The sequence below is a fragment of the Streptomyces deccanensis genome (genome assembly GCF_022385335.1).
GTDB classification, from domain to species: Bacteria; Actinomycetota; Actinomycetes; order Streptomycetales; family Streptomycetaceae; genus Streptomyces; species Streptomyces deccanensis.
The window spans coordinates 4,517,913-4,530,434 of the sequence record NZ_CP092431.1 but is presented as its reverse complement, the minus strand read 5'-3'; the positions used below and the strand labels follow the sequence as shown (position 1 = coordinate 4,530,434).

Annotated in this window: 11 protein-coding genes; 6 read left to right on the top strand and 5 right to left on the bottom strand. The window is 71.8% G+C overall.

The window, feature by feature from the left end:
* The first annotated feature begins 30 nt into the window (after window positions 1-30).
* From L3078_RS20120 to L3078_RS20110, 3 genes are read left to right on the top strand one after another with little or no spacing between them, the layout of a single operon-like run.
* Window positions 31-1,599, top strand: coding sequence for a 4-coumarate--CoA ligase family protein (locus L3078_RS20120; RefSeq protein WP_239755296.1), 1,569 nt, complete (start codon window positions 31-33; stop codon window positions 1,597-1,599).
* Window positions 1,596-2,360: an enoyl-CoA hydratase family protein gene (locus L3078_RS20115; RefSeq protein ID WP_239755295.1), complete on the top strand. Its 765-nt coding sequence runs from the start codon at window positions 1,596-1,598 to the stop codon at window positions 2,358-2,360. The genes L3078_RS20120 and L3078_RS20115 overlap by 4 nt, the downstream gene beginning before the upstream one ends.
* On the top strand, window positions 2,348-2,965 hold the full coding sequence (locus tag L3078_RS20110; RefSeq protein WP_239755294.1) for a TetR/AcrR family transcriptional regulator: 618 nt from the start codon (window positions 2,348-2,350) through the stop codon (window positions 2,963-2,965). The genes L3078_RS20115 and L3078_RS20110 overlap by 13 nt, the downstream gene beginning before the upstream one ends.
* A gap of 40 nt (window positions 2,966-3,005) precedes the next feature.
* On the opposite strand, the gene pdxH is transcribed toward L3078_RS20110, so the two are convergent.
* Entirely contained in the window at window positions 3,006-3,635 is a 630-nt protein-coding gene (gene pdxH, locus L3078_RS20105; RefSeq protein ID WP_239760391.1) for a pyridoxamine 5'-phosphate oxidase, read from the bottom strand.
* A gap of 163 nt (window positions 3,636-3,798) precedes the next feature.
* On the opposite strand from pdxH, the gene L3078_RS20100 reads away from it, so the two are divergent.
* Complete coding sequence (locus tag L3078_RS20100) at window positions 3,799-4,902, top strand: citrate synthase 2 (protein WP_045556076.1); 1,104 nt, start codon at window positions 3,799-3,801, stop codon at window positions 4,900-4,902.
* Between the two features lie 15 nt (window positions 4,903-4,917).
* On the opposite strand, the gene L3078_RS20095 is transcribed toward L3078_RS20100, so the two are convergent.
* The 4 genes from L3078_RS20095 to L3078_RS20080 form a co-directional block, all read right to left on the bottom strand.
* Window positions 4,918-5,946: an isopenicillin N synthase family dioxygenase gene (locus L3078_RS20095; RefSeq protein WP_239755293.1), complete on the bottom strand. Its 1,029-nt coding sequence runs from the start codon at window positions 5,944-5,946 to the stop codon at window positions 4,918-4,920.
* A gap of 443 nt (window positions 5,947-6,389) precedes the next feature.
* Window positions 6,390-7,031 carry a maltokinase N-terminal cap-like domain-containing protein gene (locus L3078_RS20090; protein WP_239755292.1) on the bottom strand — a complete coding sequence of 214 codons (642 nt, stop codon included), beginning with the start codon at window positions 7,029-7,031 and terminating at the stop codon, window positions 6,390-6,392.
* 71 nt (window positions 7,032-7,102) lie between these two features.
* Window positions 7,103-8,584 carry a PAS domain-containing protein gene (locus L3078_RS20085; RefSeq protein ID WP_239755291.1) on the bottom strand — a complete coding sequence of 494 codons (1,482 nt, stop codon included), beginning with the start codon at window positions 8,582-8,584 and terminating at the stop codon, window positions 7,103-7,105.
* Between the two features lie 189 nt (window positions 8,585-8,773).
* Entirely contained in the window at window positions 8,774-9,535 is a 762-nt protein-coding gene (locus L3078_RS20080) for an SIS domain-containing protein (protein ID WP_239755289.1), read from the bottom strand.
* Between the two features lie 283 nt (window positions 9,536-9,818).
* On the opposite strand from L3078_RS20080, the gene L3078_RS20075 reads away from it, so the two are divergent.
* Together L3078_RS20075 and L3078_RS20070 are read left to right on the top strand one after the other, a co-directional pair.
* Window positions 9,819-10,511 (top strand): iron-dependent transcriptional repressor DtxR, encoded by a 693-nt coding sequence (locus L3078_RS20075; protein WP_033525889.1) that lies wholly within the window; start codon window positions 9,819-9,821, stop codon window positions 10,509-10,511.
* A gap of 1,028 nt (window positions 10,512-11,539) precedes the next feature.
* Window positions 11,540-12,412, top strand: a complete 873-nt coding sequence (locus L3078_RS20070) for an alpha/beta fold hydrolase (protein ID WP_239755287.1) — start codon at window positions 11,540-11,542, stop codon at window positions 12,410-12,412.
* Window positions 12,413-12,522: the final 110 nt, after the last annotated feature.

The window sequence follows — 12,522 nt, the reverse complement described above, 5'->3', positions numbered from 1 at the left end:
ACGCGTCGGCGGAGCGCACGAGGAGGAACCATGTTCCGCAGCGAGTACGCAGACGTCCCACCCCTCGACCTCCCCATCCACGACGCCGTCCTGGGCCGCGCGGCCGAGTTCGGCGACCTGCCCGCGCTGATCGACGGAGTCGACGGCACGACCCTCACCTACGAACAGCTGGACCGCTTCCACCGGCGGCTCGCGGCCGCGTTCGCCGACGCCGGCGTCCGCAAGGGCGACGTCCTCGCCCTGCACAGCCCCAACACCATCGCCTACCCGACGGCGTTCTACGCGGCCACCCGCGCGGGCGCCACCGTCACCACCGTGCACCCGCTGGCCACCCCCGGTGAGCTGGCCACACAGCTCCAGGACTCCGGGGCGAGCTGGATCGTCACGGTCTCACCGCTGCTGGAGACCGCCCGCGCCGCCGCCGAACGCGTCGGCGGCATACGGGAGATCTTCGTCTGCGACAGCGCCCCCGGCCACCGCTCGCTGATCGACATGCTGGCCTCCGCCGCGCCCGAACCGGCCGTCGACATCGACCCGGTGACGGACCTCGCGGCCCTGCCGTACTCCTCCGGCACGACCGGCGTCCCCAAGGGCGTCATGCTCACCCACCGATCCATCGCCACCAACCTCGCCCAGCTCGAACCGGTCATGCCGGCCGGCCCCGGCGACCGCATCCTCGCCGTGCTCCCGTTCTTCCACATCTACGGGCTCACCGCGCTGATGAACGCCCCGCTGCGGCTCGGCGCCACGGTCGTCGTCCTGCCCCGCTTCGACCTGGAGGGCTACCTCAAGGCGATCGCCGAACACCGGATCACCCACCTCTACGTGGCCCCGCCGATCGTCCTGGCCCTCGCCAAACACCCGGCCGCCGAGCGCTACGACCTCTCCACGGTCCAGCACATCCTCTCGGCCGCGGCCCCCCTCGACGCGCGCCTCGCCGCCGCCTGCTCCACCCGCCTCTCCCTGCCGCCCGTCGTCCAGGGCTACGGCATGACCGAACTCTCCCCCTGCTCCCACCTGGTCCCCCTCGTCCAGGCCGCCGTCGCACCCCCCGGCACCGTCGGCAAACTCATCGCCGGCACCGAGATGCGGATCGTCTCCCTCGACGACCCCGGCAAGGAGGTCGGCGTCGGCGAACCCGGCGAGATCGTCATCCGGGGCCCCCAGGTCATGAAGGGCTACCTGGGCCGCCCCCAGGCCACCGCCGAGATGATCGACGCCGACGGCTGGCTCTCCACCGGCGACATCGGACACGTCGACGCCGACGGCTGGCTGTACGTCGTCGACCGCGTCAAGGAACTCATCAAGTACAAGGGCTTCCAGGTCGCCCCCGCCGAACTCGAAGCCCTCCTCGTCACCCACCCCGGCATCGCCGACGCCGCCGTCATCGGCCACTACGACGACGACGGCAACGAGGTCCCGCACGCCTTCGTCGTCCGCCGTCCCACCGCGCACGAGCTCTCCGAGGGCGAGGTGATGATGTACGTCGCCGAACGCGTCGCCCCCTACAAACGCGTCCGCCACGTCACCTTCATCGCCGACGTACCCCGCGCGGCCTCCGGGAAGATCCTCCGCCGCGAACTCAGGGAACGCCTATGACCGAGACCGACCCCGCCCCGACCCTCAGCCCCCTCGTGCGTGCCACGCACCACCGGGGCGTCACCACCCTCACCCTCGACTCCCCGGCCAACCGCAACGCGCTCTCCGCGCGGCTGGTGCGGGACCTGTCGGACGCGCTCACCCGGTGCGGCGAGGACGACGACGTACGCGCCGTCGTCCTCACCCACACCGGGAACACCTTCTGCGCGGGCGCCGACCTGCGCGACCCACCCGACCCGAAGGCCCTGGTCGACCTGCTCCGCCGGATCCTCGAACTGCCCCGGCCCGTCGTCGCCCGCGTCACCGGCCACGTCCGCGCGGGCGGCCTCGGCCTGCTCGGCGCCTGCGACATCGCCGCCGGCGGCCCCGACGCCGGGTTCGCGCTCACCGAGGTCCGCATCGGCGTCGCGCCCGCCGTCATCTCCCTCACCCTCCACCCCCGCACCGACCCCCGCGCCCTCGCCCGCTACTGCCTCACCGGCGAGAGGTTCGGCCCCGCCGAAGCCGCCCGCATCGGCGTGCTCACGATGGCCGGCGCCGACGTCGACGACCTACTCGAACCCGTCCTCGACGGACTGCGCCGAGCCTCACCGAGGGCCCTGGCGGAGACGAAACGCCTGCTCACGGCTAAGGTGCTGGAGAACTTCGACGCGGACGCGGGCGAACTGACCAGCCTCTCGTCCCGATTGTTCGCCTCCGCCGACGCCCGCGAGGGCATGACGGCGTTCCTCGAAGGACGGGACCCGGGATGGGTGTTGTGAGCATGACGGAAACAGGGCCGGGCGTGGATCGCGGCCCCAAGCAGGACCGCAGCCGCGCCACCCGCCGACGCCTCCTGGAAGCCGCCGTCGCCTGCCTCGCCGAACACGGCTGGGCCGGCTCCACGGTCTCCGTCGTCGCCGAACGCGCCGGCGTCTCCCGAGGCGCCGCCCAGCACCACTTCCGCACCCGCGAGGACCTGTTCACCGCGGCCGTCGAATACGTCGCCGAAGAGCGCTCCCTCGCCCTGCGCGCCCTCTTCCCCGAAGGCACCGCCGACCGCCGCGCCGTCGTCTCCGCCGTCGTCGACCTCTTCACCGGCCCCCTCTTCCGCGCCGCCCTCCACCTCTGGGTCGCCGCCTCCAACGAGGACCAGCTCCGCTCCCGCGTCACCGAACTCGAAGCCCGCGTCGGCCGCGAGACCCACCGCATCGCCGTCGACCTCCTGCGCGCCGACGAGACCGTCCCCGGCGTCCGCGAAACCGTCCAGGGCCTCCTCGACATGGCCCGCGGCCTCGGCCTCGCCAACCTCCTCACCGACGACACCGGCCGCCGCGACAAGGTGGTGGCCCAGTGGGCGACCCTGCTCGACGAGAAACTCGGCTGAGCCACCCCCGGATCAAGGGCTCGACATCAAGGGCCCGACCTCAGGGACTGAGCCGCTCCACCCGCCACGACCCGTCCGGCTCGGCCACGTACCGCAGCCGGTCGTGCAGCCGGTTCCACCGCCCCTGCCAGAACTCCACACTCCGCGGCACCACCCGGAAACCACCCCAGTTCGGCGGCACCGGCACCTGCTCCCCCTCCGGATAGCGCGCGTGCAACTCCTCGTACGCGGCGTCCAGTTCGGCCCGCGAGGAGATCACCGAGGACTGCGCGCTGGCCCACGCCCCCAACTGCGAACCGTGCGGCCGGGTCCGGAAGTACGCCGCCGTCTCGTCCCGCCCGGTCCGCACCGCCGAACCCGTCACGATCACCTGCCGGGCCAGCGCGTGCCAGGGGAACAGCAGCGAGACGTACGGGTTCGCCGCCAGGTCACGGGCCTTGCGGGAGTCGTAGTTCGTGTAGAAGACGAAGCCCTGCGCGTCGTACGCCTTCATCAGCACCGTACGAGAAGAGGGGCGCCCCTCGGCATCGGCCGTCGACACCACCATCGCGTTCGGCTCGAACACCGCCCCCTCCTGCGCGGCCTGGAGGAACCACCGCCCGAACTGCTCCATGGGACCGGCGGCCAGCTCACTCTCGTCGAGCCCGTCGGCACGGTACTGCTTGCGCATGAGAGCGGGATCGTGATCGTTCACACGGTCATCCTGCCGTACGAACGGCGGACCGGAGGAGAAGTGGCACTGAGTGCCGCGGACTCTCCCCAAAAGTGGCACTCAGGCGTATGGTGCTGGAACCGCCTGTCTTCCTGTCGCACACATCAAGAGGAGCCGCCTGATGTCCGACTTCGTACCCGGGCTCGAAGGAGTCGTCGCGTTCGAGACGGAGATCGCCGAACCGGACAAGGAAGGCGGCGCCCTCCGCTACCGGGGCGTCGACATCGAGGACCTGGTCGGCCACGTCTCCTTCGGCAACGTCTGGGGCCTCCTCGTCGACGGCGCCTTCCGCCCCGGCCTCCCGCCCGCCGAGCCGTTCCCCATCCCCGTCCACTCCGGCGACATCCGCGTCGACGTCCAGTCCGCGCTCGCCATGCTCGCCCCCGTCTGGGGCCTCAAACCCCTCCTCGACATCGACGAGGAGCAGGCCCGCGCCGACCTCGCCCGCGCCGCCGTCATGGCCCTCTCCTACGTCGCCCAGTCCGCGCGCGGCCAGGGCCTGCCCATGGTCCCGCAGCGCGAGATCGACAAGGCCCAGTCCGTCGTCGAACGCTTCATGATCCGCTGGCGCGGCGAGCCCGACCCCAAGCACGTCGCCGCCGTCGACGCCTACTGGACCAGCGCCGCCGAGCACGGCATGAACGCCTCCACCTTCACGGCGAGGGTCATCGCGTCGACGGGCGCGGATGTCGCGGCGGCCCTCTCCGGCGCGGTCGGAGCCATGTCCGGCCCCCTCCACGGCGGCGCCCCCTCCCGCGTCCTCGGCATGATCGAGGAGATCGAACGAACCGGCGACGCCGACGCCTACGTCAAGCAGGCCCTCGACAAGGGCGAACGCCTCATGGGCTTCGGCCACCGCGTCTACCGCGCCGAGGACCCCCGCGCACGCGTCCTCCGCCGCACCGCCCGCGACCTCGGCGCCCCCCGCTTCGAGGTCGCCGAAGCCCTCGAGAAGGCCGCCCTGGCCGAACTCCACGCCCGCCGCCCCGACCGGGTCCTCGCCACCAACGTCGAGTTCTGGGCGGCCATCGTCCTGGACTTCGCCGAGGTCCCGGCCCATATGTTCACCTCGATGTTCACCTGCGCCCGCACGGCCGGCTGGTCGGCGCACATCCTCGAACAGAAGCGCACGGGCCGACTGGTGCGCCCCTCCGCGCGCTACGTCGGCCCCGGCACGCGCAGCCCCCAGGAGATCGAGGGCTACGCCGACATCGCCGCGCACTAGCGCACGGCCGTACCGTCACGCGGGGCTGAGCAGCCCCGCGTGATGCCGCTCGGCGACCAGCGGATGCGCCCGCAGCTTCCCCTTCAACTCGTTGAACCCGTACTCGGCGAAGAGCGGGTTCCCCGGATCGTCGGTCACCCCGGGCGCGGTGGCGGCGTACGGAAAGACCAGCGGCTCGACCCGGGCGTCGAGCCGCGGGTTGTAGAAGAACGGGACGGAGAACCGCTCGGTCGCCCCGGGCGGACTCACCACCCGGTGGTTCGTGGCGAGCAGATACCCGTTCGTCGCCACCTCCAACAACTCCCCGAGGTTCACCACGAACGCCCCCGGGATCGGCGGCACGTCGTGGAACAGCCCGTCCGCCCGCTCCACCTGGAGCCCACCGACCTGGTCCTGCAGCAACAGGGTCAGGAACCCGTAGTCCTTGTGCGCCCCCACTCCCTGATCGGCCCCGTCCCCCGCACTGCCCGGATACCGCACCAGCTTCAGATGCGGATGGGCCCGCTCCCCGAAGACCGGATCGTAGAAATCGGCGGGCGCCCCGATCGAGACCAGCAGCTCCCGCAGCAGCCGCTGCGCCACGGAACTGAGCCGGTCGATCCACGCGAGCGCGGCGGTCCGCAGCTCCGGCAGGGCGGCGGGCCACTGATTGGGACCCTGCAGCCACCAGTACGCGGGCTCCCCGGGACCGGGACGCCGAACGGCCCGCTCGGCACCGATGTCCAACTGGTCCCGCCAGTCCCGACTCCCACCCGTCCGCTCGTCCCCGGTCCGCGTATAGCCCCGGAAATGCGGCGAGTTGACGTTGTCGAGGGCGAGCCGCTCGGCCTCGGGCAGCGCGAAGAACGCCCGCATGGCGCTGTCGAGCCGCCCGATCTCCTCCTCCCCGACCCCATGCCCGACGAGCTGGAAGAACCCCACGTCATGCGCGGCACTGTGCAACTGCGCGTGCAACAGCGCCCGCGCCTCGGGCCCGCGATCGGCGGCGGAGAGATCGATGATGGGCAGCTGGAGATACGACGATGTCGTCGCTGAGTACGTCATGGCATGCGTCCGAGAGTGAGAGAAGAGGGCTGGGCCGGGTCCGAGGTTCAGACGGAGACCCGACACCCCATGCTCGTGACGCGCACGAAGTCCACGTGCCGGCGTCGAACGAGTATCGGAAGCATGGTGAAAGCATACTGCGCCCTACGAAACGCAGACGACCCGCAGGCTCTGGGTCCCTCCGGCCCCTAAGGACCGAAGAAGCCGGCCGGACGTACCGGCGAGCCTGCGGGTCGGGTGACTGCTTGAGATTGGGCCGGCTGCACGCGCAACACGCGCTGGTCCGGCACCGCACTGTGTGTGGTGCAGGGCCGCTAGCCCGCAGCCACCTCACGCGTCCGGTTGCAATACATCTGCCGAACCACCTCCTCTCTCGTGTACCGCACACCTTAAGAAGCGCCCCGAGGACGCTCAAGTGATTTTCCGAGGGGATTGCCGAGGAATTACCGCAGGACGGCGAAGAGCCCCCGCACCCGGGTCTCGTCCGGGAGGGTCCAAGGGCCTGTGAGCTGGCCCTTTGTCTGGGGCGGCAGGTCCAGGGCGTCCGGGTGGAGGACTCGGTTCAGGTGCAGGGTCGTGGCGCCGGAGGTGAGGGGGAGTTCGGTGGCTTCGGCGGTGTCGGTGGGCGGGGAGACGGTCGTGGGGAGGGGGCCGTCGCCGTCGTAGGAGTGGGTGATCTCGTGGTCCGGGGTGTCGGTGAGGCTCTGGGCCTGGGGTTCGACCTTGCCTGCGAAGAGGGCCAGGAGTTGGGTGACCAGGACCGGGTCGTGGATGCCGTCGTAGACCCAGCGGGTGCCCAGGACGCCGTGTTCCGTGGTGCCGACGAGGGCGTGCTCCGCGCCGGGGAGAGGGGCGCCCCGGTAGGTGAGGGGGGCCAGGTAGTGGACCGGGGCCGCGCCCGAGGTGTCGGTGGTGACCATGAACTCGATGCCGACCTCGCCCTCCGGGTCGTCGAGTCGGAAGCCGCCCGCCCTGGCCAGTTCCGGAGCGGCCGGACCGCCGGCGTACCAGGGACGGGTGGGCAGCCAGGAGGCCAGCAGTTCGAGCTTGGTGGGTGTGAGGGTCGTGCGGTGGATGATCGCCATGCAGGGATTCTGCGTCGCACGGCCGGGCGGCCGCGAGGTGTTTCCCACGCGGCCGTGCGCTCGCCGGGCCTCTACTCCGACGACCTCTCCAGGGCCTCCAGGTCGAGGGCCGCGGCGATGTGTATGGCGACGTCCTCGGCGTAGACGGCGTCGGCGCGTTCGAAGGGGGTGCGGCCGGCGCCTCGGAGGAACGTGACGACGCCCAGGGTGCGGCCGCGGCTGCGGAGGACCGCGCAGAGGGCGTGCACGGTCTCCGGGGGCCACTGCCGCCCGGTGGCCCATTCGCGGGCCGTCTCCGGCGCGGCCGTACCGGCGCTGGCGCGGACCGAGCCGGCGCGCTCCACGCACTGCAGGGCGGGGTGGCCGGGGCCGTAGCGGACGGGGATGCCGGCGTGGCCGGCGAGGTGGCTGGGGCCGGGCCGGCCGGAGGGTGTGGCGGCGGCGCGGACGAGTCGGGCGGGTCCTTCGCCGTCGGCCATCGAACCCCCGGCCACGCGGTCGATGAGGGCGTGGTCGGCGAAGCCGGCGAGGGCGAAGTCGAGGTGGACGGTGGCGGCCTCGCCGGGGTCCTCGCACTCAGCGGCGGCGCGGGCGGCCCGGTGGAGCTGGTTGACGCGGAAGCGGAGCTGCGCGGCCTCCTGCTCGGTCTGTTTGGACTCGGTGATGTCCTGGAAGAGCCAGCCGACGCCGAGCGGCACCGGTTCCTCGGCGAGCGGGGAGGCGAGGCGGAGGAACCCGCTGCGCCAGCACCGGCGCTTCTCGCCGTCGGGGCCGCGGACGCCGACCCAGATCTCGGCGGGCGCGGGCGGGGCGCCCTCGGCGAGGACGTGGGTGAGGGCGTTCTCCAGTTCCTCGGCGCCCTGGGCGAGCAGCTCGCCGAGGGGGCGCCCGAGGACCGCCGTACGGCCGATGCCGAGGGAGCGGGCGGCGTGGGCGTTGACGACGGCGGGGCGCAGGTCGGCGTCGACGAGGACGACGCCCCAGGAGGCGTCCTCGAAGAGGGCCTCGCTGAGCGCGATGGACCGCTCGAGGTCGATCTGCGCGTGGACCTCGCTGAAGGCGCAGTAGAGGCCGGCGGGCTTGCCGTCGGGTCCGCGCACGGCGGCGGACTGGGTGCGGACGAGGACGCGGCCGCCGTCCTTGGTGACCAGGGCGAACTCGTGCACCTGCCGGCCGCTGGCGTGCATGGCGGCCAGCAGCCGCCCCTCGACCTCCTCGGCGTCGGCGGTGCGCACCGCCCACCCCGCGAAGCCGCGGCGGCCCACGGCCTCCTCCGCGCTCCAGCCCAGGATGCGTTCGGCCTCGCGGTTCCAGTGGGTGACGACACCGTCGGCGTCGAAGGCGCAGAGGGCGGCGTCCATCCCGTCGAGGAGGGCGGCGAGGAGGTCGGAGCCACCGGAGTCCGTGGAATCCATGGAGCCTTCGGTGCCTTCGGTGTCCTCGGTGTTCACCGTGCCCTCGATGTCCTCGGTGTCCTCGTTCGTCGGGCCGTCCCGCTCGGGCTTGTCGGGCCCGAGTTCGTCGGTGGCCCCACTACGCCGGGAAGCACTCACCTGAACCCCCTGCAGGCTGCGTTGCGTCCGCATGTACGGCTGGTACGGCGCGTCGGTTCGCTCACTCGTCATCATTCAACTCGAACGTGACCCAGCCCACATCTGCTTCACGCAAGATTTGGACGAAATCGTTGTACGCCGGATTTCCTCCTCACCCTTCTCAGCGTTCCCAGGAATCAGGGGTCGCAGTCAGCGGAGGTAGAAGATCCGATCTCCGTACTCGCGCATGACCTGGTCGTTCCAGTCGAGTCCGCCGTCGACGTTCCCGGAGCGCAGCAGGGGCGGTTCGACACCCCGGTCGGCGAGGGAGGCGGCGGCGGTGGCCATGGCGGACTGCAGGATCGCCGAGGTGACGACGGTGGAGGCCGGGGCGAAGGGGGCGGGGATGGTGTCGAGGGTGAGTTCGGCGTCGCCGACCGCGATCTTCGAGTCGAGGACGAGGTCGCAGTGGTCCTTGAGGAAGGTGCCGGAGGAGTGGCGTGAGGTCGTCTCCGCGGCGTACCTGACCGAGGTGACGCCGATGACCTTGGCGCCCAGCTCGCGGGCGTGCGCGGCCATCTCGACGGGGAGCGCGTTGCGGCCGGAGAGCGAGATCACGACGAGCAGGTCCCCGGCCCGCAGCGGGCTGCTGTCGAGCACGGCGGTCGCGAGCCCGTCGACCCGTTCCAGTGCCGAGCCGAGGGTCGCGGGCATCACGTCCACGCCCACGGCGCCGGGGACGGCCAGCAGGTTCATCAGCGCGAGTCCGCCGGCCCGGTAGACGAGGTCCTGGGCGGCGAGCGAGGAGTGGCCGGCGCCGAAGGCGAACAGGCGTCCGCCGGCGACGACCGTGTCCGCGATCAGCTCTCCGGCCGCGGTGATCGACTCTGTCTCCTCGTCCCGTACGCGTTCCAGCAGCCCGATCGCCGCGTCGAGGAACCGCCCACCCGCCGTGCTGCCGTCCAGCCCCATGTGCCCGACCCTCCGCCTTCTTCGCGTCCTCGGTGACGCCGATCACGTTAATGGTCTGGACCAGTGGGGTGTCAATACGGTGGGCCGGAGCGAGCCGCCTCCGGGAATTGGGGCGCTGGGTCACAAATCGGCCACCTGATCGGAGTCATACCGCCGTCGTTCCCCCGGCGCCACCCGGTTGTCGGTCGGATGCGTAAGAATTGAGTCCAGGGCCAGCGCAGCAAGCCGCAGCAAGCCGGTGTGGCCGTCGAAGCCTCCGGCTGATTCTCATCGAGGGGCACGTATGTCCGGACTGATCGATACGACGGAGATGTATCTCCGCACCATCCTCGAGCTCGAGGAGGAAGGTGTGGTCCCCATGCGCGCCCGGATCGCCGAGCGGCTCGACCAGAGCGGCCCCACGGTGAGCCAGACGGTCGCGCGCATGGAGCGCGACGGCCTGGTGTCCGTCGCCGCGGACCGTCACCTGGAGCTCACCGAGGAGGGCCGTCGGCTGGCGACGCGCGTGATGCGCAAGCACCGTCTCGCGGAGTGCCTCCTCGTCGACGTGATCGGTCTGGAGTGGGAGCAGGTCCACGCGGAGGCGTGTCGCTGGGAGCACGTGATGAGCGAGGCGGTCGAGCGCCGCGTCCTGGAGCTGCTGCGCCACCCCACCGAGTCGCCCTACGGCAACCCGATCCCGGGCCTGGAGGAGCTGGGCGAGAAGGACGGCGCGGACCCCTTCCTGGACGAGGGCATGGTGTCGCTGGCCGACCTCGACCCGGGGACGGAGGGCAAGACCGTCGTCGTACGCCGGATCGGCGAGCCCATCCAGACGGACGCCCAGCTGATGTACACGCTGCGTCGCGCGGGCGTCCAGCCCGGTTCCGTGGTGAGCGTGACGGAGGCGGCCGGCGGTGTCCTCGTGGGCAGCGGCGGCGAGGCGGCGGAGCTGGAGGCGGACGTCGCCTCACACGTGTTCGTCGCCAAGCGCTGACTTTCGCGCCGCGACCTGACCGGCCCCGGCCCGGCCGCGGCTCCGGCCCCGCGTGTGGGCATCGCGGCGGGGTCGTATCGACACCGCCGCGGGCCCGTTTCGGCGTCACCGCGGGCCTGTCCCGGCTCGCCGGGCCCGTTTCGGTGCACTGCGGGCCCGTGCCGGGTGCCGCACCCGCGTCCGTCCGTCCTTCCGTCGCCCCGCTCGTCCGCCCGCCCGTCCGTTCATCGTCGGCCCGTGACGCCCTCTGTCGGCCGTTGTTCGACACGTGTCGGCGGATGTCCGTATCGCCCGCCAACTCCCGATGCGGGAGGGGGAGTTGTGGTGTATTGGGGTGCGTGTCCGGGAACCCGTCGAATCAAAGATTCAGTGCGCCGAATCGCAGCGCTCGCGCCGTTCGCGTGCGAGGCTTGCGCGTGAGGCATATGACCTGAGGGGCTCTTGGCCGCCCGAGACGAGGATCTCCGGTGGTGAGGGAGGGGGCGGGGCGGATGTGCCGTGGACATGAGGAGGGCCCCGGCGCCGTGCGGCGCCGGGGCCTGTCCTCCCCTGTGCTGACCCGGAGCCCCGAGCTCCCAGGGTCATCCCCCTCGGACCGTTTTCCCCGAGCGGTCCGCCTCCCGTTGAAGATCTCCCCTCGGCGGCGGCGGGCAATCCTTGAGGGAGGTCACTCGAATGAGGGGTGTTGTCGCCAAGAGCGACATCTTCGAATGTGCATTCGATAGCGTGTGCGGCGTGTCGTTGCGTGACCCGCGCCATGAGTGATGCGCGCGCCCCACACGTAACGTGTCAACCGATACGCACGCTGTAACACAAGTGCTCGCCGTCCGAGCGGCGCGCACGGCACGAACGGCAGCTGGAGCAACGGCGAGCGACGGCGAGAGCCAGGGCGGAAGCGACAGCGGATGCGGTACGGAAGCAGCAATACGACAGCGGTACGACAGCAGTTGGGACGAGTGGACCGGCCGGCTCGAAGCGGGAGCGAGAGGCGGGAGCGAGCGGTCCGGGCGGGAGTCTGGGGGGTGCCAATGGCGCGGCGCATCGACGTGACGGGAGCGGGCGGCGTGAGTCTCGCCGCCTGGGAGTTCGGCGACCCGCCCAAGACCGGCGAGAACGAGCCCCGGCCCGGGGTGCTGTTATTGCACGGCCTCATGGGCCGCGCCTCGCACTGGGCCCCCACCGCCCGCTGGCTCTCCGAACGCCGCCGGGCCGTAGCGCTCGACCAGCGCGGACACGGCCAGAGCGCGAAGCCCGAGCAGGCCGCCTACACCCGTGAGGCCTACGTCGAGGACGCCGAGGCCGCCGTCGAACAGCTCGGCCTCGCCCCGGTCGTCCTCATCGGCCATGCCATGGGCGCGCTGACCGCCTGGCAGTTGGCCGCCCGCCGCCCCGACCTGGTGAGCGGGCTGATCATCTGCGACATGCGTGCCTCGGCGCTCGGCGCCGCCTCGCAGCGAGAGTGGGAGAACTGGTTCAAGGCCTGGCCGCTGCCGTTCGCCACCCTCGCCGACGTCCGTAAGTGGTTCGGCGAGGACGACCCCTGGGTGGAGCGCCCCAGCCCGTCCCGGGGCGAGTTCTACGCCGAGGTGATGCACGAGGGGCCCGACGGCTGGCGGCCGGTGTTCGACCCCGAGCAGATGCTGACGACCCGTGAGACCTGGGTGTACGACGCGCACTGGGAGGAGCTGACCCAGGTGCGCTGCCCGGCCCTCGTGGTCCGCGGCCTCGACGGGGAGCTGGGGCGCGCCGAGTCCCAGGAGATGGTCCGGGTGCTGCCCCACGGCCAGTACGCGGAGGTCGCCGACGCGGGTCACCTCGTCCACTACGACCAGCCGGACGCGTGGCGCTCCGCGATCGAGCCGTTCTTGGACGGGCTGGACGGGGACGGCGCGGCCGGCTGAGGTGCGCGTCTGAGCTCGGGGGGTTTCGGTGCGTGGGCGGGTGCGGCTCCGGTGGGGCTTCTCGCGCAGTTCCCCGCGCCCCTAAAAGACCAGGCCCCTGCGGGCCTGAA